Raw genomic sequence first — 21733 nt, 5'->3', positions numbered from 1 at the left:
TCCACCTAGCGCGGCGGGGGGGGGGGGGGGGGGGCGGGCGGCCCCCCCCCCCCCCCCGCGACACAATCATGGATAGCTGGAACAGCCTTCAGACAGCCTTCGCAGAGCAGGGCTATGTCGCCTCTGACGACCTCGCGATGGCATTGCACATCGCCGGGTCGCTCGGGCGTCCCATCCTGCTCGAAGGGGCCGCGGGTGTCGGCAAGACCGAGGTCGCCCGCACCCTCGCCGCCGCGCTGGGCACCGAGCTCATCCGCCTCCAGTGCTACGAGGGGCTGGACGCCTCGCACGCGATCTATGAGTGGAACTACCAGCGGCAATTGCTGGCGATCCGCGCCTCGGCCGAGGCGGGGCAGACCGGGCGTGATGTCGAAGCGCGCATCTTCTCGGAAGAGTTCCTTATGGAGCGCCCGCTGCTGCAGGCGATCCGCCGCAAAACCGCGCCCGTCCTGCTGATCGACGAGATCGACCGCGCCGACGAGGAATTCGAGGCATACCTGCTGGAGGTGCTGGCCGATTTCCAGATCACCGTGCCGGAGCTTGGCACCATCACCGCCATCAGCCGGCCGCATGTCATCCTCACCGCCAATGGCACGCGCGACCTCTCGGACGCGCTGCGCCGGCGCTGCATCTATTCCCATGTCGACTATCCCGACCTGAAAACGGAGCTGGAGATCCTTGCCCGCCGCTGCCCGGAGATTGAACCGCGCCTTGCCGCGCAGATCGTCGGTTTCGTGCAGGCGCTGCGCCGCGAGGATCTGGAGAAGACACCCGGCGTGGCGGAGATGCTCGATTTCGCCGCCGCACTCGCCGGGCTTGGTCTCAACGATCTCTCCGATGATCCGACCCTGTTGCAGGCCACGCTCGTCACGCTCCTCAAGACCAATGCCGATCGCGCCGCGATCCCGGTCGAAGTCACCGCGCGCCTCGCGGGCCGTGCCGCATGAGCCAGACCTCCCGCATAACGCGCTTCGCCGCGCGGGATTCCGGGGCGACGGCCCGGGTGGCGGGGTTCATGGCGCATCTGCGCGGCAATGGCTTCCATCTCGGCGTGGCCGAGACCGAGACGGCGCTGCGCGCACTTGCGGCGGTCTGCGCGGTCGATCCCGAACAAGCGCGGATGGCGTTGAAATCCGTCTGCACCGGCTGCGAACAGGATATTGCCGCCTTTGACGCGCTGTTCGACAGCTATTGGATGAATGCCGGGCGTGTCCGGCAAAGGGCCGAACCGACCGGTGCGGAGGGCGAGACCCGCCCGGGCCGCAATTCGCGGCAGCCCGCGACGGGGCGAAGTGCCGGCCCCGGAAAGCTGCATGCCCCGGAAGATGACAGCGAGGGCGAGGCCGCGTCGGAGGGCAGCGGCAAGCTCGTCGCCTCGCGCATCCACCAGCTGATGAAGAAAGATCTGCGCGAGCTCGTCTCGCCCGAGGATATCCGCGAGGCTGAAACCGTGGCCCGACGCCTCGGCGCGGCGCTGCGCGACCGGCGCTCCCGCCGTCGCAAAGCCGCCCGCAAGGGCGAAACAATCGACTTCCGCCGCACGATCCGCGCCAGCATCGCCACGGGCGGCGACCCGATGCGCCTCGCGCATCGTCGCCGGCCAGAGCGCCCTGTCCGGATCTGCGTGCTCTGTGACGTGTCCGGCTCGATGCTGCCCTATGCGCGGCCCTTCCTCGCCTTCGTCGCTGGCCTGATGCGCAGCGAGTCCGGCTCGGATGCCTATCTCTTCCACACCCGCCTGGTGCGGATCACCGAGGCGCTGCGCGAGGAGGATCCGCTGCGCGCGCTCAACCGCATCACGCTGCTGGCAGAGGGGTTCGGGGGCGGCTCGAAGATCGGGCAGACCCTCGAGCAGTTTGCCCGCAGCTATGCGCGCCGTTTCGTGGATGGCCGAACGGTCGTCTTCATCTTTTCCGACGGCTACGACAGCGACGCGCCCGAGCGTGTCGGCGAGGCACTGGCCCGCCTGCGCCGCCGGGGTTGCCGGATCGTCTGGCTCAACCCGCTCAAGGGGTGGAAGGACTACACACCCGTCGCGCGCGGCATGGCCTCCGCCTTGCCACATCTCGACCTCTTCGCCGCAGCCAACACGCTCGAAACCCTTGCCCGTCTCGAACCGGAGATCGTGAAGCTATGAGAAACGCAGAAACACCCCGTATGAGTTTTGACGAGGAACTGGGACGCCTGCGCGCCAGCGGGCGGGCCTTTGCCATTGCCACCGTGGTGCGTACGGTCGGTGCAACCTCTGCCAAGCCCGGCAGCAAGGCGGTGTTGGACCACGAGGGCGTAATCCTTGAGGGCTGGATCGGCGGCGGCTGTGCGCGCGGCGCGATCGGACGCGCGGCCAAGACGGCGCTCTCTTCCGGCGCGCCGCAATTCGTTTCGCTGCGTCCGCAGGATCTGCTCGATGCGGAAGGCGTCGCTCCGGGCGACGAGCTGGACGGGGTGCGCTTCGCCCGCAACGGTTGCCCCTCCAAGGGGTCGATGGATGTCTTTATCGAGCCGGTCCTGCCGCAGCCGGAGCTTGTGATCCTCGGCGAGAGCCCGGTTGCTTTCGCGCTGGCCAAGCTTGCCGGGCATTTCGACCTGCGGCGGACGGTCTGCGCGCCGGGGCTCTCGGACGAGGCCCTGCCCGGCGTGGAGCGCGTCTCCGACGGGTTTGCGCTGGAGGTGGACGGCGCGTCCCGGCGTCACATCGTGATTGCGACGCAGGGCAAGGGTGACGAGGCGGCGCTTCGGGCGGCTGTTTCGGCCGGCTCCGAGTACATCGCCTTCGTCGGCAGTCGCCGGAAATTCGCAACCCTCGCCGAACGCTTGAAAGCGGACGGGGTCGATGCCAGCCGGCTCGATGCCGTGAAGGCGCCAGCCGGGCTCGACATCAAGGCCATCTCCCCGGAGGAAATCGCGCTGTCGATCCTGGCCGAACTGGTCTCGGTCATCCGGGCGGAGCAGCGGCCGGACGGCCCGAGCGGGGCAGGGGACATGACATCACCGGAGGACAGAAAATGATCCGCATGATCCGGAAACTGCTGCGCCGCACGAAGCGCGTCACAGTCGAAACCACCCCGGAACATGCCGATGTTCTGGCCAATATCAAATTCCCCTGTTGCTGAAAGGACCCCCATGGAACTCCAAGACGAAATCCTGATCCCCGCGCCGCGCGAAACGGTCTACGCGGCGTTGAACGACACCGAGATCCTGCAGGCCTGCATTCCGGGCTGCGAGGAGCTGGTGCGCAACTCGGATACGGAGCTGGAAGCCAAGGTGGTGCTCAAGATCGGTCCGGTGAAGGCGCGGTTCGGCGGCAATGTCACGCTCGACCAGACCGACGCGCCGGAAGCCTTCAGCCTGACCGGCGAGGGTCAGGGTGGCGTCGCCGGCTTCGCCAGGGGCGGCGCGGACGTGACGCTCGAGGATCGTGGCGACGAGACCTTGCTCACCTACACCGCGACGGCAGAGGTTGGCGGGAAACTCGCCCAGCTTGGAAGCCGTCTGATCCTCAGCACCTCTCGGAAACTTGCCGGCAAATTCTTCACTGCGCTGGCCAACGAGTTGCAACCGGAGGATATCGCGCCAGCGGAGTGACGGGCTGCCCCGGACGCGCGTTCTTGATGAATTTCGCGCCGTCCGGGCCCCCGAGACCCGGTTTACATGCGACAAAGGCAAGCGCCTTCGGATTTTGACACTTGTGCAGATGCGCCGGACAGGGAATGAGAAGCCGTCCTCAGGTAAGTGTCGATGTCCGAAACACGCGCGCAGAATGCAATTGACGTTCAGGGAGCGGTCAAACGCTTTGGCAGCTTCACCGCACTCAAGAACATTTCCCTGCACATCCGCGACAACGAGTTTTTCACGCTTCTTGGGCCGTCGGGCTGCGGGAAGACGACCCTGCTGCGGATCATCGCCGGGTTCGAAGAGGTCACGGACGGGCGAATCCTGCTCTACGGGGACGAGATCGAAGCGCTGCCGCCCAATCGCAGGCCGGTCAACACGGTTTTCCAGAATTACGCCCTGTTCCCGCATATGAACGTGCTGGAGAATGTGAGCTTCGGGCTGGAAATGCTCGGGCAGGCGAAGGCGGCGGCCCGCGCCCGCGCGGGCGAGATGCTGGAGCTTGTGCGGTTGGAGCAATTCGCCGAGCGGCGCCCGGCGCAGCTTTCGGGCGGGCAGCAACAGAGGGTCGCGCTGGCGCGGGCGCTGGCGCCGCAGCCCAAGGTGCTCCTGCTGGACGAGCCGCTCTCGGCGCTGGACCTGAAGCTGCGCAAGGCCATGCGGCTTGAGCTCAAGCACCTGCAGCGGGAAACCGGGATCGCCTTCGTCTTCGTCACCCATGACCAGGAAGAAGCGCTGACCATGTCCGACCGCATCGCCGTGATGTCGGAAGGGGAGCTGCAACAGGTCGGGGAAGCCCGAGAGATCTACGAGCGTCCGCGCAATCGCTTCGTGGCCGACTTCATCGGCGAGACGAACCTGCTGGAGGTCTCCGTCACCGGGAGTGCCGACGGGTCGTCCCGCTGCCGGCTCGACGGTGGGCAGGAGCTGACATGCGACGCCGTGGAGGGCGTGGAGGCGGGGGCGCACGTCCATCTGTCGATCCGGCCGGAACGCCTGTTTACCTCGCAGGAGCCGCAGCGCGCGGATGTCCTGACCGGCACGGTCGTCGAAAACCTCTTCACCGGCACCGGCATCTCCACCATCGTCGCGCTGCCCGACGGGCCAACCCTGACCGTGCGCAGCTCCAATTCCGAGCGGGGAAGCAAGCGCATCATCGCGCCCGGACAGGAATGCTGCATCAATATGGAGGCGGGAGCCGGCCGGCTCCTGATCGACTGATGGCGGCGGGGGCTGCGGGTGGCGGCGTCACGAGCGACACCTACAAGGCGGCGCGCCCCTGGCTGCTGCTGCCGGCATGGTCCGTCCTCGCGCTACTCTCGCTTGCACCCGTGCTGATGATGCTGGTCTATTCCTTCCTGACGAAGGAGTTTCGCGGCGGCGTCATCTGGGAGTTCAGCCTCGCGGCCTATGACCAGTTCTTCTTCGACCGCGGGCTGTTTGGCGATGAGCCGCCGAAGATCCAGTGGACCTATCTCGCGATCTTCTGGCGATCGATCTGGCAGGCGGGCTCGGCGACGCTGATGAGCCTGCTGATCGGCTTTCCGACCGCCTATTTCATCGCCACCCGCCCGGCCCGTCAGCGCCCGGTCTGGGTCTTCCTGATCACCATCCCCTATTGGGTCAACCTGCTGATCCGCACGGTCTCGATGAAGTTCTTGCTGCGCGAGCAGGGGCCGCTGAACGATTTCCTGCTGTTCACGGGAGTCATCGACAGCCCGCTCCAGATCGTGAACACCAATCTCGCCGTGCAGTTGGGGCTGTTCTACTCCTACCTGCCCTTCATGGTGCTGCCGATCTATGCCGCCGTCGAGCGCTACGACTTCGCCCTCTCGGAAGCTGCCGCCGATCTCTACGCTTCGAAATGGACTACCCTGCGGCGCATCCTTCTGCCGGCAATCCGTCCCGGCGTGATTGCCGGCTGCATCCTCGTCTTCGTGCCCTCGCTCGGCTCTTTCCTCGCGCCTGACCTGCTTGGCGGAGCGCGGAATTTCATGATCGGGTCGCTGATCGAGGAACAGTTCAAGGGCAATGCCGGCAACTGGCCCTTCGGCGCGGCGACATCGATGATCCTTCTGTCCATGGTGCTGGTGATCCTGCTGCTCTTCGCGCGCCAGCAGGCCAGGTCCGAAAACCGGGGCCGGGGGTAGGCGATGGCGCAGGGCAAGCTCGATATCCGATCCTATCGCGGTTTCCGGGCCCTGACCTTCCTGTGTCTCGTGATCCTCTATGCGCCGCTTGTCGTGGTGACGGTCTACAGCTTCAACGATTCCAACTCGATCACCACTTGGGACGGGCTCTCGCTGCGCTGGTATGTCGATGTCTTCACCGGGCCGGAAAGCGCGAAATTCAAGACTGCCGCCGTCAACAGCTTTGTCATTGCGATCACCGCCGCCACGGTTTCGACGGTGATCGCGACGCTCGCCGCCACCGGCATGATCCGGGCCGGCCGGTTCCGCCTCAGGACGCTGTCTTTCGGGTTGATCTCGCTGCCGCTGATGGTGCCCGAGATCGTCACCGCCGTTGCCACGCTGATCTTCTTCAACGCCATCGCGCTCGAACGCGGGCTGCTCTCGATCGTGCTGGCGCATATCGTCTTCTGCATCCCCTTCGCCTACCTGCCGATCTCGGCGCGGATGCAGGGGATCGAGGCGGATTGCGAACAGGCCGCGCTGGATCTCTATGCCACGCGGCGGCAGGCCTTTACGCGCATCCTGCTGCCGCTGATGACGCCCGGCATTGTCTCGGGCTTCCTGCTCGCCTTCATCGTCAGCCTCGACGACTTCATCATCACAAATTTCGTCAAGGGCGCCGGGGTCGAAACCCTGCCCACGGCGATCTTCGGCGCGGTGAAGCGCGGCATCCAGCCCAATATCATGGCCATCTCGACATTGCTTCTGGGCGTGTCGGTGGTCCTGGTCACGCTTTCCTACTTCGTCAGCAAATCCGACAGCCCAAAATGATCCACCAGAGGAGACTTCAGATGAAACGGACAATGGCAAGACTGCTCACCACAGCCGCGCTCGCCGTAACGGCCACCGCCGGCATGGCCGAAGAGAAAGTGGTCGTCTTCCACTTCTTCGAATACATGCCGCAGGAGCTTATTGAAAAGTTCACTGCTGAAACCGGCATCGAAATCGTCATGGATACCTATGATTCCAACGAGGCGATGCTGGCGACGCTCAAGGCCGGCGCCATGGGCACCTATGACGTTGCGGTCCCGGCCGATTACATGGTCAAGATCATGGCTGCCGATGGCATGCTCGACGCAATCGGCGAGGGTGAACTGGCCAACAAGGGCAATATCGAACAGCAATGGCTCGACGTGGCCTTTGATCAGGGGCGGCAGTATTCCATCCCTTACCAGTGGGGCTCGACCAGCTTTGCCGTCAATCGCGATGTCTATCAGGGCGATATCGCCACCACGGCTATTCTCTTCGACAGCCCGGCCGAGCTGGCCGGAAAGGTCAACATGCTGGACAGCCAGGGCGAAGTGATGGCCATGGCCTCGATCCATATGGGCATCTCCCAATGCTCGACGGATCGCGACCAGCTCAAGGCGCTCAACGAGATGCTGCAAGCCGCCAAGCCGAACTGGGTCTCGTTCAACTCCGATACCGCGAAGGAAGTCCTGGTCTCCGGCGACGCTGCCGCCGGCATGATCTGGAACGGGTTCAACGCCAAGGCCCGCTCCGAAGGGGCGAACACGGAATATGCCTACCCCAAGCAGGGCTATATCGTCTGGATGGACAACATGGCGCTGCTCAAGGATGCGCCCAACCGCGCAAACGCGCTCAAGCTCATGGACTTCCTGCTCGAGCCGGAAAACGTCGCCATCCTGACCAACTGGACGCAGTATTCTGCCGGGGTTGAGGGCGTCACGCCGTTGCTCGACGAGGAGCTGCGCACCCTTCCGGAGGCCAACCCGCCGGCCGATGCCGGGCCGGGCGTCTTCATCGAAGCCTGCGACGAGGCAACCCAGGCTGTCTATGACCGGATCTGGACAGAGCTGAAGCAGTAACAAGCGCTTCGACCGACACGAAAACTGATCAAGCCCCGGATGTCGTCGACATCCGGGGCTCTTTGCGCATGGGTCTCAGGCCCGGTCGCACGGTGCCCGGGTCAGGAACAGGCGGGGAGGGCAACTGCCAGATCTGCGGTCTCGCCAAACGCCTGAGACGCGGTCCAGGCGGCTGTCTGGACGGAGGCCGTCGCGCCACGGAGCTCGCTGTCGGTGACGGTAATTTCGCGGGTGCCGCGCGTGTCGTCGACATCGATCGTGAAGGCCACTTCCTCTCCCGACGGAAGGGTGTCGAGGCGCAGCATCAGGGTCTTGTCTCCATCGGCCACGCGCGGCGCGGTCCCGACATATCCTGCCCCCGACACAATCTCGAAGGGTTGGAACACCTCGACCCCGGCACCGCTGCCGGTCACGTCGAAAATCACGCCGGAGGCCGAGGTCGACAGGTCGAGGGTGACGTCGACCGCCTGAAGGTCACACGAGCCTGTATTGGTGAGCACGAAGCGGTCCTTGGGCGCCCCTTCCAGGAAGGTCACGACCATGGCGCCGCTATTGGCGGTCTCGCCGGACGGTCCACTGGCAAATGCGGCGGTGGCGGCGATCAGGCCGGCGGTGGCGGCGAGGACGGTTCTGCGAAACATGGTATCTCCAATCAATTGCACCCGCGAGTTGCGGCATGTCAGGGATACGATGCTGGTCCGGCTCTGGATCATTCCGCACGTGAATTGTCTGCGCCGCCGCGGAAGCCCCCTCATGAGAGCGGACGGGCGCTAGTCGAGCTTGAGGCCGCCAAGCGTGGCGCGGATCGAGGAAGCTGTGTCATCGCTGTCCGAAGAGACCGCAAGGCCGACAAGCACGGTTTTCTGGCTGCCGAAGGCACGCTGGAAATCCGCTTCCAGGTCTACGCTTTCCTGGAAACTGCCCGTGCCAGCCGGGCGCCGGATGATGGTCTTGCCGCGCTTGCCGAGATAGGGCGAGGGCAGGACGTCGCCGCGGGAATGATCGCCGCCCCAGACATACATCAGCACGCGCGCGTCGCGCGACCGCAGCATCTGGCGGACATTGGCGTCGCGGCTGGCCTCGGCGCGATCCGCCGGAAGGAACATGAAATAGAGCGCGAGATTCCGGTCGTCCCCGCCCTTTTTCGTAAGCTGAGTGGCAGGTACGCTCTCGCGCACGGACCAGTCCCAGCTTGCCCGGCCCGTCGCGCCCTCAGAGGCCGGCAACCGGGTCCAGATCAGGGAGACCGAGCTGTCCGACACAACCTCCACAGCGCGAGAGGACTGGCGCCACTGGTTGGCGTCAAGGCGCGAAAACGCCTGTTCGCTCCAGTTCCCGAAGGGCACCGCGAGGGCGGCCGGGGCCGCAAGGGAAACCGTCAGGGCAAGGGCTGCAATCGCCTTCATCGTCATTCTCCGCGCGTTCCTGAGTTACGCGCAGGAGGATAGCCGGATCGTCCGGGCGGGAAACCCCGCGCGGTCCGATCAGTGCCGCACCTCCCGAAGACGTGACGGATCGTAACCATTCTGTCGGAGAATTTCTTCCGCCTTGGCGCGTTCCTGCGCCGAAATGGATGGGCTGCGCGCGAGAATCCAGCCCGTCGTCCCACGGGGCGCTCCGACCACGGCCAGCTCATAGGCCTCGTCGAGATAGAGCACCCAGTAGTCGCCGCGGGCAAAGGGCAACCAGGGCACGAAGGTCACGGAGAGCTTGCCGGGACCAACCACTTTTGCCTGTCCGTCAGCCGACTTGACCTCGCCATCGGGCACGCCGATGCGGCAGGTGTTCAGAACCGAGATCTTTCCGTCGTCCCTGAGCCCATATTCAGCCGTCACCCCCTCGCAACCCTTCTCGAAGCGGTTCGGGAAACGGGCGATCTCGTACCACGTCCCGAGATAGCGCTCGAGGTCGAGCTCGGTGACGGCCTGCATCTCCACATCCCGGTCCCGATAGGTCTCGGCGAGTGCCGCACCACCGACAAGGATCATGAGGCCAGCGACAATCGCGCGGCGAATTCTGTTCATCTTCGGTCTCCGGTTTCCTCATCCCGGTCGTGCCGTCTGCACCATTCAGACCGGGTTCTGCGCCCCTACATAGTAGGTGAGTTCGCCATTTTCATCGAAAAGGGGACGAATCCGGAGACGATTCATGAAGGGCTCGCCGGATTTGCGATAGTTGAGGATGTCGATGGTGAAGGTTGTCCGGGCCTTCAGCGCGGCGCGGATCGCGTCAATTGCATGCGGGTCGGTCTCCGGTCCCTGGAGGAAACGGCAATTCCGTCCCAGCACCTCCTCCGGCTCATATCCGGTATGGGCTTCGAATTCCTCGCTGACATAGATCATCGGATTGTCGGGCAGCGCGGGATTGGTGATCACAACGCTCATCTCCCGCTCTTCTGTTTCCAGCATGGAAATCAGGCTCTCTTCGCTGGGGACGGGATCGGACATGGCATGCTCCTGTTGCGCGGCAAGACGGCTCGCCCGGCCATCCTAGCGCTTTGGCGCCATTCGACAATAGAGGGATCGCGCCCGCGCGAACCGAGGTCGTTCCGTGCCGTTGCCCGTCCTTCGGAGGCCGCCTTATCCGTCGCAGATCGGACGGCTTGGCAGTCTCAGACCGGTTCCCCCGCTGCCAGCCGGTCCAGGACGGCATCGCCCTGTGTCAGGATCGCGTCCCGACGGTCTTCCGCCATCCGGTCCCATGTCGCGTAGATCCGTCCCATTCTCGGGTTGGCCGAGAAGCGGTCGCGATGACGGGACAGGAAGTGCCAGTAGAGCAGGTTGAACGGGCAGGCGCCGTCTCCCAGCTTGGTTTTTACCGAATAGCGGCAGGACCCGCAGTAATCCGACATCCGGTCGATATAGTTCCCCGAGGAAATGTAGGGCTTGGAGGCGAAGAGTCCGCCATCGGCGAATTGGCTCATGCCGAGCGTGTTCGGCGCCTCGACCCATTCGAAAGCATCGGCATAGACGGCGAGATACCATTCATGCAGTTGCTTCGGGTCGATCCCGGCCAGCAGCCCGAAATTCCCGGTGACCATCAGCCGCTGGATATGATGGGCATAGGCATGCTCCCCGGTCTGGGCGACCGCTTGCGACAGGCAAGCCATGCCGGTCTCGCCGCCCCAGTAGAGCGCCGGCAGGTCCCGGTCATGGCCGAGCAGGTTGCGGTCGAGGTAGCCGGGGCCTTCGCGGAAATAGATCCCCCGGACGAATTCGCGCCAGCCGATGATTTGCCGGATGAAGCCCTCGACGGCGTTGAGCGGCGCGCGCCCGGCTTTCCATGCCGCTTCCACGCGGCGACAGGTCTCAAGCGGGTCGAGAAGGCCGATATTGAGATAGGCTGAAATGAGGGAGTGATAAAGAAAAGGGCGTCCTTTCAGCATGGCGTCCTGGTAGTCGCCGAAGCAGGGCAGTGCGGTGTCGATGAAATATGTCAGGACCGCCTCGGCCTGCTCGGCATCGGTTGCCATTTCGAAGGGGTGAAGCGCGCCGAAATTCTCGCCAAATCTGGCTTCCACGAGATTGAGAACCTCCTCGACGGCTTTGTCCGGGGCGAAGCGGAGCGGGTCGGGCAGGAACAGGTCATCCGCCGCCGGTTTGCGGTTGTCCTGATCGAAATTCCACTTGCCGCCCGCCGGTGCGTCGCCTTCCATCAGCAGCCCGGTCCGGCGCCGCATCTCGCGATAGAAGTACTCCATGCGCAGCTGCTTGCGCCCCTCGGCCCAGCGGTCGAAATCCGCATGGCTGGCGAGGAACCGGTCATCTTCCAAAATCTCCAGTTCGAGCGGGACCTGTTCCAGCGCCTCGATCAGCCGCCACTCGCCCGGGCGCGTGGCCAGAACGCGGGTTGCCCCCGTCTCCGAGGCGCGGCGCAGAAGCTCACCCGGGATCGAGCCCGCGTTTTCCGGATCGTCGAGGCGCGAATAGGCGACCTGCCAGCCCGCCGCGCGCAGGCGGTCCGCGTGTTTCCGCATCGCCGCAAGGATGAGAGCGATCTTTTTGGGATGATGCGGCACGTAGCGCGCTTCGGCGGCGACCTCGGCCATCACGACAAGATCTTGCGCCTTGTCGGCCCGGCGCAGGGCCGCGATATCGGGCGACAGCTGGTCACCCAGAACGAGGATCAGTTTCACCACGGCACCTCCTTGCCAGCCCAGTCGAAAAACTGCCCGCTCTGCTCAGGGCCAATGCCGTCGATCACGCCAAGCAGGTTTTTGGCCGCCTGCGCGGGCGAGATCTTACGGTGTCCGGGATAGCTCTCGGTGAAGGGCGTGGCGACCGTGCCGGGATGCAGGGCGATAACGGCTGCTTCCCGATGCCGGCGCCCGATCTCGATCGCCGCCGTGCGCACGATCTGGCCCGCGGCTGCCTTCGAGGCGCGATAGGAATACCAGCCGCCAAGCTCATTGTCGCCAATCGAACCGACACGCGCGGTGAGCACGGCCACGACCGAGCGGCCCTGACGCGGCAGCAGCCGGGACGCATGGCGCAGGAGCAACGCCGGCCCGATCGTGTTCACCGCCAGCACTTCGGCCATGCGGCTTGCATCGATCTGGGTCAGGGATTTCTCAGGCTCGCCTCCCGGAGGCGCAAGGATACCCGTTGCGACGAGGATCAGGTCAAACGGGCCGGTTTGTCCGCCCAGCACGCGGTCAACGGAGGCCATGTCGGTCACGTCCAGACCGTCCCGGTGTCGCGACAGGGCGGTCACATCCGCGCCGCGTTCCGATAGGGCGGCGGCCAACGCAGCCCCGATCCCTCCCGATGCCCCTATCACAAGCGCTCTCTGCATTCTGCGGTCCTCTGTGTTCTCTCAGCACATTTAGCGCGGTCGCGTTGAAAGGGAATGCATCCGAGGTCGCGTCGGAGCTGGTCGGGCGCGTGTGGCGCTCTATTTCCAAATGGGTCATCCGACGACCTTCCGTCACGCGGCACGATGAGTCGGACGGGCGTTTCGGCGCGGAGACGGTGTCGTGAGAGGCGAGAAGGGGAGCAAGGCGAGATGACATCAGAGCGCGCGCTGGCCCGGAGGGTGCCGTCGGGCCGGATCTCCCGGCTGCATCGCCTCGGCTCGCTGACCGGCGGTATCGCGGGCCGGCTGGCTCTGGACGGTGTCCGCAGCCTGTCCCGCGGCGAACGGCCAGAGCTTCAGCGGCTGTTGCTCACCCCGGCCAATGCCCGGCGGTTGGCCGAGGACCTCTCTCGCATGCGCGGCGCGGCGATGAAGATGGGGCAGTTGCTGTCCATGGAGGCCGGCGACGTGCTGCCGCCGGAGCTTGCGCAGATCCTCGCGCGGTTGCGCGCCGGAGCGGACCCGATGCCGCCGCAGCAACTCAAGACGGTTCTGCGCACGGCCTGGGGGAGCGACTGGCGCCGCGCATTCCGCAGCTTCGACGCGCGCCCCATCGCGGCGGCTTCGATCGGACAGGTGCACCGCGCCCGGTTGCGGGACGGGCGCGCGCTGGCGATCAAGGTCCAGTATCCCGGCATCGCCGACAGCATCGACAGCGATGTCGCCAATCTCGGCGGGCTGCTGCGGCTGTCGGGCTTGCTGCCACGCGACTTCGATCTCGCGCCCTATCTCGATGCGGCGCGTGCGCAGTTGCGCGAGGAGGCCGACTATGCGCAGGAGGCGCGAGCCATGGTCTCCTATGCGCAGATGCTTGAGGGGATGGCGGGTTTCATCCTGCCCGAATTCCTGCCGGACTGGTCGACGCCGACCGTGCTGAGCATGACCTACCTGCCGTCGCGCCCTATCGAGACATTGGAACAGGCGCCGCAGCCGGAACGGGATCGCGCCGTGCAACGCCTGCTGGCGTTGTTTCTCGAAGAACTCTTCACCCATCGCACGGTCCAGACCGATCCGAACTTTGCCAATTTCCGGTACTGTCCAGAGACTGACCGGATTGGCTTGCTGGATTTTGGAGCTGTCCGGCAGTTCGACCCGGACCTCGTCGAAACGATCCGTAACCTGCTTGCGGCGGGAATGGCCGGGGATCTGCAGGCGCTTGAGACGCGGGCCGAGACCCTCGGCCTGCTGTCTGCGCAGACGTCCGCCGTTTTTCGGCAGGCGTTTCTGGAGATGGCGGGGATGGTCTTTGCCGAGTTGCGACGCGAGTGTTTCGATTTCGGCAGCTCCGACCTGCTTGCGCGGCTTCGGGAGGCCGGTCGGCGGCTGGCGGAAATGGAACGCGCCCCGCCCGCTGTTCCGGTCGACCTGCTCTATCTCCAGCGAAAGGCGGGGGGGCTGTTCCTTCTGGGCACGCGCCTGAAGGCGAAGGTCGGCATCGCCGGATTGCTGGCGCCATATCTCGACCCGCCCGGGTGATCCACGCGCCCCCGCGACGCGTAAACAGATCAATGGACGGAGGTTTTGAGATGTTTCGCATTCTGTTTCTGACTTTGCTGATCGGCTTTGGCGGCCAGGTCGATGCCAGTCCCGTGACCGGTACGTTCGACTCGATCGATGGCGGCAAGATCTCTCTCGAAGATTGGCGCGGCCAGCCCGTGCTCGTGGTCAACACGGCCTCGCGCTGTGGTTTCTCCGGGCAGTATGATGGTCTCCAGGCGCTTTATGACCGTTATCGGGACCAAGGTCTCAAGGTGCTCGCGGTCCCGTCCAACGACTTCCGGCAGGAATTGGCCAGTGCCGAGGCGGTGAAGAATTTCTGCGAGTTGAATTACAATCTCGACCTGCCGATGACCGACATAACTTCGGTGCGCGGCGCGCAGGCGCATCCTTTCTACAAATCCGTTCAGGCCGAGACCCGGTTCGTCCCGCGTTGGAACTTCAACAAGGTCCTCGTCGGCCCGGACGGGCAGGTCGTCAAGACCTGGGGTGCGCGCACGAAACCCCAATCGGGCGCGATCACGCGCGAGATAGAGGCTTTGCTGAACTGATGTTGGGGCCGGTGTGATGGAGATCCGCGCGATGCTCTTTGGCTTTGTTCGTCGAGTCAGTCTCGTCGCTGCGCTCATCGCCCCGAATGTCGGGCTTGCGAGTGACTGGGCTATTTTGAACGAGCCCGGTGTCGTCGGCCTCATGCGCCACGCCCTGGCGCCGGGGACAGGTGATCCGTCCGGCTTCAGGCTTGACGATTGCAGCACGCAACGCAATCTCGATGCGCGCGGGCGCTCACAGGCGGGGGCAATCGGCGAGAAACTTCGGGCCGAGGCGATCCGGATCGATCATGTCCTGAGCAGCGCCTGGTGCCGCTGCCGCGAAACCGCGGAGCGGCTGGGCGTCGCCTCTGTGGAGATCGCACCCGAGCTGAACTCCTTCTACCAGGCGCGCGAGTCCGGCGCGGGGCAGACGGTCGCGACACGCGCGCTGATCGAGCGCCTTGAGGGACCGGCCCTGCTGGTGACGCATCAGGTCAACATCACGGCCTTGACCGGCGTCTATCCGAGTTCCGGCGAGATTGTTGTCCTGCGTCTGGCGGACGGGGCCGTGACGGTTCTGGACCGACTTGTCATTGACCCCTGACGGCCATCCGGTCGTCCTCGAGAGGTGCCAAGTTCAGGACGCCGCCCCCACTTCGTCGGCGCTGTGCATATGCGGATGAACATGCGCGTGGGAATGCGTGTGGATACGGGCGGGCAGGAGTGTTCCTTCCGACAGTAGCATGCCACGCGTCGCGATCCGGCTCACGAAGGCGTCGTCATGGGAGACGAGGATCATGGCGCCGTCGAATGCCAACAGCACCTGTTCGAGCCGGGCACCATTCTCCATGTCCACTCCGTTTGTCGGCTCGTCGAGAAGCAGGACATCCGGCTCCATGGCGAGCAGCCCGGCCATGCAGACGAGACGTTTTTCGCCACCGGAGAGCTTGTGGGTCAGGCGATCGGCAAGGTGGGACAAGCCCAGGCGGTCAAGGGTGGCGTGCGCGGTCCGGGCGGCCGCGGAGTCGGATTGCCCAAGGTTCAGCGGGCCGAAAGACACATCTTCGAGGACGGTTGGACAGAAGAGCTGGTCGTCGCTGTCCTGAAACAGGAAGCCGATGCGGCGGCGAGCGAGGCGGAAATCAGATTCGCGTTGGCAAACCTGGCCGAAGAGCGAGATCCGGCCGCCGGAGAGCGGTTCGAGCCCGACAAGGGCGCGCAGACATGTCGTCTTGCCGGCGCCGTTGGGGCCGACAATGGCAAGACGTTCCCCCGCCGCCAGGGACAGGCTTGTCCCGGCGAGCACTGTCCGGCCTTCGCGCCGGATCTCAACCGCACCGGCTTCGATCAGGTTCATCATGTCAGATCCCAGATCAACAGGCCGAGGGCGAGGACGGCTGCGAGGCCAGCGAGGGGCCAGTCGCGCGGTTGCACCGCCGGCATTGGCGTGGTTGGAAGGCGTCCATCGAAGCCCCGCATCCGCATCGCTTCCTCGACCCGATCCGCGCGCGCCGTGGCCCGCAGCAGCAACATGCCGATCAGGTTTCCGTAGCTGCGCCATGTGTGCCAGTTGGACCGGGGCCGGAAGGATCGCAGGCGCATGGCGTCCTGCAGGCGGGCGAATTCGCTGCGGATCAGGGCGAGATAGCGCAGCACTCCCAGCAAGATCCGCACCAGCGTTTCGGGCACCCTGAGATCGCGGAGGGCTTGTCCCAGCCGCACCGGCTCCTCATGGGCGAAGCTGATCGTCAGGAGGAGCATAGACGCGGTGACCTTCAGGGCGACAACAGCGGCGCGCTCGCCACCCTCCCAGCTTGCCGTGAGGCCCCAGAGGCGGAGCATCGGTGTCCCCGGAACCGTCAGGGGGAGCGTGATGAGCAGCAGAATGAGAAAGGCCTCCAGATGCAGCAACCGCCGCCAGGGCAGGGCGGTCCCACTGCTCAGGGCCAGTCCGAGGATAAGCCCGAGATAGGCCAGGCTCGGCCAGAGTTGCGACATCGGCGACAGGATGATCACGACCCCGGCGGCCACGACGAGGCGCAGGCGAAGGTCCTCCGGCAGGATCACGACCGCCTCCCGCGCGCCCAGAGTGCGATGCCCGCGATGCCGAAGATCAGGCACAGGCCGGACAGGATGTCGGTCAGGCGCATCCGCGCATCCATCTGTTCGATCCGTTCGAGCAGCGGCGCGATTTCCCGGGCGACGGCAGCCCGGATCATGTCCGGGCTGATATCCGAGGGCTCCGGCGTGCTGTCGTCAGGCGGCGTCGCGATGGCCGCGCGATGCGCCGTGACCGTTGCGCCCTCTGCCGCGCCGAACCGGTCCGGGCCGAGGTCGCGGGAGGCGACATGGCCTTCGCCGGAATTGATCGTGACCGTCAGTGGCGCATCGACCGGGCTCGGCGCGGCGAAGGAAAAGGCACCCTCGGCGTCGGTCGTCCCGTCCGCAACCGCATGGCCGGACAGGCTGGCAGTCCACGCGGCATGCTGCGGTCGCCCGCCTCCGACAAAGAAGCCGTATCCGACCACCTGTCCCGCCTCGACCGTGGCGAAGACGCGCAAGCTGTGGGCCGCGCTCGGGCCGGCCATGCAAAGGCAGGCGATGAGGAGGGCAGGGAGGTGTTTCATCCGGGCAGGTCTCCGTTTGCCAGTCGAGGGACCAACAGGTCCGGCGCGGCCTTTGTCAGGAAGACGAGCACGGCGGCGCAGATCAAGGCTTCCCCCAAGGCGAGAGGCAGGTAGGTGACCAGCATCACCTTCGCGGCCGGAATGTAGTCGGAAGAGGAAAGCCACAGGGAGACGGCCACGAGACACCCGGTGCCAAGGACCGCAATCGCCGCGCCAATCCCACCCAGAAGACCCGCCCCCCTGGGCGAGGTCGCGTCCCGGATACGCGCCCCGATGACAAGGGCTGCGACATATCCGGGAAGCGCGATGGTGATCGTGTTAACGCCAAGCGTCGTCAGGCCGCCGAAGCCGAACATGACCGCTTGCAGGATCAGCGCGACGAGAACCGCCGGGAAGATGCCCGGACCCAGCATCAGGCCCATGAGCGTGGACAGCAGCACATGCACGCTCGACGGCCCCACCGGGAGGGAGACCAGCGAGGCCGTGAACATCGCTGCCGACAGGATCGCGATTCGCGGGATTGCGCGGTCGTCAATGCTGCGCAGCCCTGCGGCCACGCCCACCGCCGCGAATGCGCCGCCTCCGATCAGGACCGGGAGCGACAGGAGACCATCCGGGATATGTGCCATCACTCGGCCGGTTTGGCGTTGACCCAGATAAGCGCGCCTTCCTCGACCGGCACCTCGGTGCCGTCGGGCGCCATCATCGGCGTATCGCCCTCTACAAGCGCCGCGAAGCCCCACCAGCCAGAGAATGGCATGGCATAAGAGAAGGTGCCGTTCGCGTCGGCCTTGAGTACCTGGGTAATATAGGCGTCGTTCGGGGCTTCGATTCCCTGATCATTGATGAACTCGATCTCGATCTCGGCAAAGGGCACCGGCGCGCCGCCCTTGGTCACAATGCCAGTGAAGAGATTTCCGGTCCACAGGCCGGTGGGTTGGCTGAGCGGCAAGATCTCGACCGGGAAGCCGACACTCTCATCCCAGCCCTCGCCCGAGGCGAAGCTGTCCACCACGACTTTGGCGTAGTGGATGATGTACTTGCCTTCGGCCGGCTCCCAGTACGGGGCCGGTTCGATGTAGAACACCGCGGCGCCCGGTTCGTTCAGATCATGGGTCAGTCCGTAAGCCATCGCATCTCCCTGCCGGGCTTCGCTCAAGGCCCCGGTGAGATCGGTCTTCTCGCCGCGCTTCAGGACCCCGACTGCGACGGGCGGTGCCATGTCCATGACGGGCCCGCCGTCGAACGGATGCGTGAAAACAAGGTCGAGCGTGACCTCTCCACCATCAGGCAGCACGTCCGCGGATGGGATGATCTGTTGAAAATGCGCAGCGGCGGGCGCGGCCAGCATGAAGGAGACGGCAAGGGCGGCGAAAGGATGTGCGGGAACTGACATGCTCGGAAGGTTCTCTTTCTGCGTGCTGAATTTGCAGTATGATTGTTGTAAAGAAAAATCATACAGCCTCTCCATGTGCAACCGCTTTCAAGTGTTTTCCTTGTATCCCAGTGCCTTGCTGGTATGCAGTGCTTGCATGGAATGGAGACGGCGATGAAGCGCATCACGATCACCCTGTCCGACGACATCGCGGAAGCCCTCGACCACTATCTCGACGAGAGTGGGGTGCAGAACCGATCCGAGGCGATCCGTGACCTTGTGCGGCGCGCGATCCTGGACCGGCAAGGGGGCCCGGAAGACGCGGATTGTCTGGGCGTCGCGTCCTACACGGTGGACCAGACCATGCGTAACCTCGGGGCGCGGCTTGCGCAGCGCCGGCTCGATTCGCATGACCGCCATGTCGCTTCGCTGTCGGTTCCTCTCGACCATTCGACGGCTCTGGAGATAGAGGTGACGCGCGGCAAGCTTGGTGATGTGAGTTCCGCGGCCGAAGCGCTGTTTCTCGAACGTGGTGTTGCGCACGGGGCGCTCTCGCTTGTCCCGGTCTCTGCAAGCGACGCGCAGCATGTCCACGACCACGACGACGGGGCACACCCTCATCGCCATATCCACGTCAAGTCAAGCTTCGGAAAGCCAAGTTCCGAGGGCTGAGTAGCCGATACACTTAGAAACGAAAAAGAGCGTCGGAACGATGGGACTCTGTATCCTATCTTCCCGGGGCCCGTGACCGGTTGCGGAGTTGACGCGGAACCGACAGGCCACATGGCCTCCGATGGCCCGGGGAGTATCGCGTTGCACGGAGCCGTAGATATGCGGAATGCCGATTTCCCGGCATTGGATTTCAATCGCAAGCGAGATCCACGGCGAAACTCGAACGGAGCCCGAGGCAAGTTCACCGATTCTTAGGGCGGCTCGGATAACAGCGAGTTGCCCCGTATGAATGAGGATCGCTTTAATGCTTCGCAAACGCCTTTCCAGTCTGTCGACCAGGTTCTATGCAATTGTCGCCTTGTCGTTTGTCCTGACTGCCATCCTCTCGCAAATCCTGCTTTCATTGGCCGTGGACAGTGCCTACGAGATGCGCGACCTGCATCTCGCGGATGTTTCGGAATCGGCCGTCAGTGTCCTTGAGGATCTTCAGGCGCAGGTTGAAAGCGGAACCCTCACGCTCGAAGAGGCAAAGGCCGAAGGGCACCGGGTTTTGTCCGCGATGCGATATGGAGAATCCGGCTATTTCTACGCGTATGACGGTGATCATGTTGCAAGAGTTCTACCAACAAAACCCGAATGGATCGGGCAGGACAAATCCGACCTCAAGGACGTCAATGGCGTTCGGCTTGTTGAGGAATTGGTTCGGATCGCGAAGACCGAAGGCAAGGGATCTCTGACCTATCATTTCACCAAGCCGGGATCCGATATCCCTGAAGCGAAAATCGGATACGCCGTCTGGTTCGCACCTTGGGAGTGGATGGTCGGAACGGGTTCTTATGTCGAAGATATCGAGGAAGACCTTGCCCTGCTTCAACGCACCTCGCTGATTGCCATGGGAGCCAGTCTCGTTGCCTTGCTGGCAGTCTCCGCGATCTTGATCCGAAGCATTATCAACCCACTGAAATCACTCGTCGAACGGATGAAGACGATGCGCGAGGATGATCTTGAGGCGGAGGTTCCCTTCACAGGCTCTCGGAGTGAGTTGGGATCGATGGCCCGATCAATCAACGTCTTCCGGGAGCAACTCGTTGAACGGAAAGCCCTGGAAGCGGAGCAAGCCGAAAAAGACGCTGAGATCGCCCACCAGAAAGAAGAAGCTCTCCAGCAGCAACTGGAGATGGAACAACGCGAAGCAAAGCAAGCGGAACGGCGCCGCGAAGAGGAAGAAAAGCAGCGAGTCGAACGAGAAGAACAACGGGCGACGGTGGAAGCCGAACGCGAGGCGCGTCGTGCCGAACAGGCAAAGGTCGTGGCGGCCCTGTCCCAGTCTCTGGGTGCAATGTCGCAAGGCGACTTGAGTGCCCGCATCGTTGAGGCATTCCCCGAAGACTATGAGGAACTGAGACGCAACTTCAACGAAGCCATCGAGCGGATCTCTTCGCTTGTGCGGGCTATCGTGGAGGGATCCCGAACAATCAACGGTGAGAGTGACACGCTCAACAATGCCGCCACGGAAATGAGTCGGCGCACGGAGTCCCAGGCAGCATCTCTGGAAGAGACGGCAGCCGCAATCACGCAGCTTTCGGCCTCGGTCGACAATTCGAGCAAGGGCGCTCACGAGGCATCAAGCACCGTCGGCAAAGCGCAAGAGAAAACCGAGGCGGGACGCATGGTGGTCGAGAAGACGATCGTCTCGATGACGGAAATTGCAGAGAGTTCGGGCAAGATCTCCAAGATCACGAACGTTATCGACGAAATCGCCTTCCAGACAAATCTCCTGGCCCTCAACGCTGGCGTAGAGGCTGCCCGAGCAGGTGAAGCCGGGCGAGGATTCTCGGTTGTCGCCTCCGAAGTCAGGGCCCTGGCTCAACGATCGTCTGAAGCCGCAAAAGAAATTGCTCAGCTCATCTCCACATCCGGCGATCAAGTTGAGAGCGGTGTAGCTTTGGTAAAGGACTCCGGCGAAGCTCTTCAGGAGATCGAAACCCTGGTTGTCTCGCTAAACGGCCTTGTTGAAGCCGTGGCCGATTCCTCGGTTCAGCAATCGACGGCACTTTCCGAGATTTCTGTCGCTGTGAACCGACTTGACCAGGTGACCCAGCAAAATGCTGCGATGTTCGAAGAAACGACTGCCGCCGTCGGGTCGCTCAAGGCCCAGGCCAGTGAATTGGATCGTAACAGTTCGAGCTTCCGACTTGACGAAGAACGAATCGTCGCCATGCCATCTCGTTCGAGAGAACCTGAAACGACCTCAAAGCGGAACAGGACATCTGTCGATGTCGCCGTGAACGCGACGCCGTTTGCGGCCGCTGTGAACGAGCAGGAAGAAGATGAAGGTTGGGCTGACTTCTGACCTCATGTCCAACTGAAACCCGGACATCTTGGGGCGCCATTGCAAGCGTTGCAACTGGCGCCCAAGATAACATCTGACGCTGGTTGGGTGGCCATAACGAATTTGAACCCGCAAGATGTCTTTCCATTGCCGTGAATGGATTGCACCATCAAACCGTCGGATCAAACATCTTAGCAACTGTATCTTTCG

The 21733-nt window shown here is 64.0% G+C and carries 24 protein-coding genes; 13 read left to right on the top strand and 11 right to left on the bottom strand.

Annotated elements, in window-relative coordinates; translation table 11 throughout:
• Positions 1 to 68 precede the first annotated feature (68 nt).
• The 8 genes from R3X27_RS24160 (at position 69) to R3X27_RS24125 (ending at position 7633) form a co-directional block, all read left to right on the top strand.
• Entirely contained in the window at positions 69 to 947 is an 879-nt protein-coding gene (locus R3X27_RS24160; protein ID WP_317711472.1) for a MoxR family ATPase, read from the top strand.
• Positions 944 to 2137 carry a vWA domain-containing protein gene (locus R3X27_RS24155; protein WP_317711471.1) on the top strand — a complete coding sequence of 398 codons (1194 nt, stop codon included), beginning with the start codon at positions 944 to 946 and terminating at the stop codon, positions 2135 to 2137. The genes R3X27_RS24160 and R3X27_RS24155 overlap by 4 nt, the downstream gene beginning before the upstream one ends.
• Positions 2134 to 3009, top strand: coding sequence for an XdhC family protein (locus R3X27_RS24150; RefSeq protein WP_317711470.1), 876 nt, complete (start codon positions 2134 to 2136; stop codon positions 3007 to 3009). Before R3X27_RS24155 ends, R3X27_RS24150 begins: the two co-directional genes overlap by 4 nt.
• 114 nt (positions 3010 to 3123) lie before the next feature.
• Complete coding sequence (locus R3X27_RS24145; protein WP_317711469.1) at positions 3124 to 3585, top strand: carbon monoxide dehydrogenase subunit G; 462 nt, start codon at positions 3124 to 3126, stop codon at positions 3583 to 3585.
• A 153-nt stretch (positions 3586 to 3738) separates the two neighbouring features.
• A complete protein-coding gene (locus tag R3X27_RS24140) occupies positions 3739 to 4833 on the top strand; it encodes an ABC transporter ATP-binding protein (protein WP_317711468.1) in 1095 nt (364 codons plus the stop codon).
• Positions 4833 to 5762, top strand: a complete 930-nt coding sequence (locus R3X27_RS24135) for an ABC transporter permease (RefSeq protein WP_317711467.1) — start codon at positions 4833 to 4835, stop codon at positions 5760 to 5762. The genes R3X27_RS24140 and R3X27_RS24135 overlap by 1 nt, the downstream gene beginning before the upstream one ends.
• A gap of 3 nt (positions 5763 to 5765) precedes the next feature.
• Entirely contained in the window at positions 5766 to 6575 is an 810-nt protein-coding gene (locus tag R3X27_RS24130) for an ABC transporter permease (RefSeq protein ID WP_317711466.1), read from the top strand.
• A gap of 20 nt (positions 6576 to 6595) precedes the next feature.
• The gene (locus R3X27_RS24125) at positions 6596 to 7633 is read left to right on the top strand and encodes an extracellular solute-binding protein (RefSeq protein WP_317711465.1); all 1038 of its coding nucleotides are present in this window, start codon (positions 6596 to 6598) and stop codon (positions 7631 to 7633) included.
• Positions 7634 to 7734: 101 nt separating this feature from the next.
• On the opposite strand, the gene R3X27_RS24120 is transcribed toward R3X27_RS24125, so the two are convergent.
• The 6 genes from R3X27_RS24120 to R3X27_RS24095 form a co-directional block, all read right to left on the bottom strand.
• Positions 7735 to 8274, bottom strand: coding sequence for an aggregation factor core (locus R3X27_RS24120; protein WP_317711464.1), 540 nt, complete (start codon positions 8272 to 8274; stop codon positions 7735 to 7737).
• A 129-nt stretch (positions 8275 to 8403) separates the two neighbouring features.
• On the bottom strand, positions 8404 to 9039 hold the full coding sequence (locus tag R3X27_RS24115) for a DUF3047 domain-containing protein (RefSeq protein WP_317711463.1): 636 nt from the start codon (positions 9037 to 9039) through the stop codon (positions 8404 to 8406).
• 78 nt (positions 9040 to 9117) lie between these two features.
• The gene (locus tag R3X27_RS24110; protein ID WP_317711462.1) at positions 9118 to 9657 is read right to left on the bottom strand and encodes a lipocalin family protein; all 540 of its coding nucleotides are present in this window, start codon (positions 9655 to 9657) and stop codon (positions 9118 to 9120) included.
• A 45-nt stretch (positions 9658 to 9702) separates the two neighbouring features.
• Complete coding sequence (locus tag R3X27_RS24105) at positions 9703 to 10080, bottom strand: PAS domain-containing protein (protein WP_317711461.1); 378 nt, start codon at positions 10078 to 10080, stop codon at positions 9703 to 9705.
• A 164-nt stretch (positions 10081 to 10244) separates the two neighbouring features.
• Positions 10245 to 11771, bottom strand: a complete 1527-nt coding sequence (locus R3X27_RS24100) for a cryptochrome/photolyase family protein (RefSeq protein ID WP_317711460.1) — start codon at positions 11769 to 11771, stop codon at positions 10245 to 10247.
• Positions 11765 to 12427: an SDR family NAD(P)-dependent oxidoreductase gene (locus tag R3X27_RS24095; protein WP_317711459.1), complete on the bottom strand. Its 663-nt coding sequence runs from the start codon at positions 12425 to 12427 to the stop codon at positions 11765 to 11767. Before R3X27_RS24095 ends, R3X27_RS24100 begins: the two co-directional genes overlap by 7 nt.
• A gap of 210 nt (positions 12428 to 12637) precedes the next feature.
• Between R3X27_RS24095 and R3X27_RS24090 the strand changes: the two genes are divergently transcribed.
• Genes R3X27_RS24090 through R3X27_RS24080 form a run of 3 tightly spaced genes read left to right on the top strand, consistent with a single transcriptional unit; the run spans position 12638 to position 15121 of the window.
• Positions 12638 to 13963 carry an AarF/ABC1/UbiB kinase family protein gene (locus tag R3X27_RS24090; protein WP_317711458.1) on the top strand — a complete coding sequence of 442 codons (1326 nt, stop codon included), beginning with the start codon at positions 12638 to 12640 and terminating at the stop codon, positions 13961 to 13963.
• 50 nt (positions 13964 to 14013) lie between these two features.
• Positions 14014 to 14535 carry a glutathione peroxidase gene (locus R3X27_RS24085; protein WP_317711457.1) on the top strand — a complete coding sequence of 174 codons (522 nt, stop codon included), beginning with the start codon at positions 14014 to 14016 and terminating at the stop codon, positions 14533 to 14535.
• Positions 14536 to 14566: 31 nt separating this feature from the next.
• The gene (locus R3X27_RS24080; protein ID WP_317711456.1) at positions 14567 to 15121 is read left to right on the top strand and encodes a histidine phosphatase family protein; all 555 of its coding nucleotides are present in this window, start codon (positions 14567 to 14569) and stop codon (positions 15119 to 15121) included.
• A gap of 33 nt (positions 15122 to 15154) precedes the next feature.
• Here R3X27_RS24080 and R3X27_RS24075 read toward each other — a convergent pair whose 3' ends face one another.
• Genes R3X27_RS24075 through R3X27_RS24055 form a run of 5 tightly spaced genes read right to left on the bottom strand, consistent with a single transcriptional unit; the run spans position 15155 to position 18540 of the window.
• Complete coding sequence (locus R3X27_RS24075; protein ID WP_317711455.1) at positions 15155 to 15877, bottom strand: ABC transporter ATP-binding protein; 723 nt, start codon at positions 15875 to 15877, stop codon at positions 15155 to 15157.
• Complete coding sequence (locus tag R3X27_RS24070; protein ID WP_317711454.1) at positions 15874 to 16584, bottom strand: energy-coupling factor transporter transmembrane component T; 711 nt, start codon at positions 16582 to 16584, stop codon at positions 15874 to 15876. Before R3X27_RS24070 ends, R3X27_RS24075 begins: the two co-directional genes overlap by 4 nt.
• A complete protein-coding gene (locus R3X27_RS24065; protein ID WP_317711453.1) occupies positions 16581 to 17144 on the bottom strand; it encodes a cobalamin biosynthesis protein CbiL in 564 nt (187 codons plus the stop codon). Before R3X27_RS24065 ends, R3X27_RS24070 begins: the two co-directional genes overlap by 4 nt.
• Positions 17141 to 17773 (bottom strand): cobalt transporter CbiM, encoded by a 633-nt coding sequence (gene cbiM, locus R3X27_RS24060; protein ID WP_317711452.1) that lies wholly within the window; start codon positions 17771 to 17773, stop codon positions 17141 to 17143. The genes R3X27_RS24065 and cbiM overlap by 4 nt, the downstream gene beginning before the upstream one ends.
• The gene (locus tag R3X27_RS24055) at positions 17773 to 18540 is read right to left on the bottom strand and encodes a DUF4198 domain-containing protein (protein WP_317711451.1); all 768 of its coding nucleotides are present in this window, start codon (positions 18538 to 18540) and stop codon (positions 17773 to 17775) included. The genes cbiM and R3X27_RS24055 overlap by 1 nt, the downstream gene beginning before the upstream one ends.
• Before the next feature lie 153 nt (positions 18541 to 18693).
• Here R3X27_RS24055 and nikR point away from each other — a divergent pair, with 153 nt between their 5' ends.
• Together nikR and R3X27_RS24045 are read left to right on the top strand one after the other, a co-directional pair.
• On the top strand, positions 18694 to 19191 hold the full coding sequence (nikR, locus tag R3X27_RS24050; protein ID WP_317711450.1) for a nickel-responsive transcriptional regulator NikR: 498 nt from the start codon (positions 18694 to 18696) through the stop codon (positions 19189 to 19191).
• A gap of 304 nt (positions 19192 to 19495) precedes the next feature.
• Entirely contained in the window at positions 19496 to 21544 is a 2049-nt protein-coding gene (locus R3X27_RS24045) for a methyl-accepting chemotaxis protein (RefSeq protein ID WP_317711449.1), read from the top strand.
• Positions 21545 to 21733: the final 189 nt, after the last annotated feature.

The sequence above is a fragment of the Tropicimonas sp. TH_r6 genome, from assembly GCF_033101155.1.
Classification (GTDB): Bacteria; Pseudomonadota; Alphaproteobacteria; order Rhodobacterales; family Rhodobacteraceae; genus Tropicimonas.
Note: the sequence above shows the minus strand (reverse complement) of the source record. Positions and strands in the feature narration are given on the sequence as shown.

Excerpts from the sequence above, each read along its gene's own strand:
- R3X27_RS24160 (WP_317711472.1), top strand. The coding sequence starts at position 69 with ATGGATAGCTGGAACAGCCTTCAGACAGCCTTCGCAGAGCAGGGCTAT.
- R3X27_RS24155 (WP_317711471.1), top strand. The coding sequence starts at position 944 with ATGAGCCAGACCTCCCGCATAACGCGCTTCGCCGCGCGGGATTCCGGG.
- R3X27_RS24150 (WP_317711470.1), top strand. The coding sequence starts at position 2,134 with ATGAGAAACGCAGAAACACCCCGTATGAGTTTTGACGAGGAACTGGGA.
- R3X27_RS24145 (WP_317711469.1), top strand. The coding sequence starts at position 3,124 with ATGGAACTCCAAGACGAAATCCTGATCCCCGCGCCGCGCGAAACGGTC.
- R3X27_RS24140 (WP_317711468.1), top strand. The coding sequence starts at position 3,739 with ATGTCCGAAACACGCGCGCAGAATGCAATTGACGTTCAGGGAGCGGTC.
- R3X27_RS24135 (WP_317711467.1), top strand. The coding sequence starts at position 4,833 with ATGGCGGCGGGGGCTGCGGGTGGCGGCGTCACGAGCGACACCTACAAG.
- R3X27_RS24130 (WP_317711466.1), top strand. The coding sequence starts at position 5,766 with ATGGCGCAGGGCAAGCTCGATATCCGATCCTATCGCGGTTTCCGGGCC.
- R3X27_RS24125 (WP_317711465.1), top strand. The coding sequence starts at position 6,596 with ATGAAACGGACAATGGCAAGACTGCTCACCACAGCCGCGCTCGCCGTA.
- R3X27_RS24120 (WP_317711464.1), bottom strand. The coding sequence starts at position 8,274 with ATGTTTCGCAGAACCGTCCTCGCCGCCACCGCCGGCCTGATCGCCGCC.
- R3X27_RS24115 (WP_317711463.1), bottom strand. The coding sequence starts at position 9,039 with ATGAAGGCGATTGCAGCCCTTGCCCTGACGGTTTCCCTTGCGGCCCCG.
- R3X27_RS24110 (WP_317711462.1), bottom strand. The coding sequence starts at position 9,657 with ATGAACAGAATTCGCCGCGCGATTGTCGCTGGCCTCATGATCCTTGTC.
- R3X27_RS24105 (WP_317711461.1), bottom strand. The coding sequence starts at position 10,080 with ATGTCCGATCCCGTCCCCAGCGAAGAGAGCCTGATTTCCATGCTGGAA.
- R3X27_RS24095 (WP_317711459.1), bottom strand. The coding sequence starts at position 12,427 with ATGCAGAGAGCGCTTGTGATAGGGGCATCGGGAGGGATCGGGGCTGCG.
- R3X27_RS24090 (WP_317711458.1), top strand. The coding sequence starts at position 12,638 with ATGACATCAGAGCGCGCGCTGGCCCGGAGGGTGCCGTCGGGCCGGATC.
- R3X27_RS24085 (WP_317711457.1), top strand. The coding sequence starts at position 14,014 with ATGTTTCGCATTCTGTTTCTGACTTTGCTGATCGGCTTTGGCGGCCAG.
- R3X27_RS24080 (WP_317711456.1), top strand. The coding sequence starts at position 14,567 with ATGCTCTTTGGCTTTGTTCGTCGAGTCAGTCTCGTCGCTGCGCTCATC.
- R3X27_RS24075 (WP_317711455.1), bottom strand. The coding sequence starts at position 15,877 with ATGATGAACCTGATCGAAGCCGGTGCGGTTGAGATCCGGCGCGAAGGC.
- R3X27_RS24065 (WP_317711453.1), bottom strand. The coding sequence starts at position 17,144 with ATGAAACACCTCCCTGCCCTCCTCATCGCCTGCCTTTGCATGGCCGGC.
- cbiM (WP_317711452.1), bottom strand. The coding sequence starts at position 17,773 with ATGGCACATATCCCGGATGGTCTCCTGTCGCTCCCGGTCCTGATCGGA.
- R3X27_RS24055 (WP_317711451.1), bottom strand. The coding sequence starts at position 18,540 with ATGTCAGTTCCCGCACATCCTTTCGCCGCCCTTGCCGTCTCCTTCATG.
- nikR (WP_317711450.1), top strand. The coding sequence starts at position 18,694 with ATGAAGCGCATCACGATCACCCTGTCCGACGACATCGCGGAAGCCCTC.
- R3X27_RS24045 (WP_317711449.1), top strand. The coding sequence starts at position 19,496 with ATGCTTCGCAAACGCCTTTCCAGTCTGTCGACCAGGTTCTATGCAATT.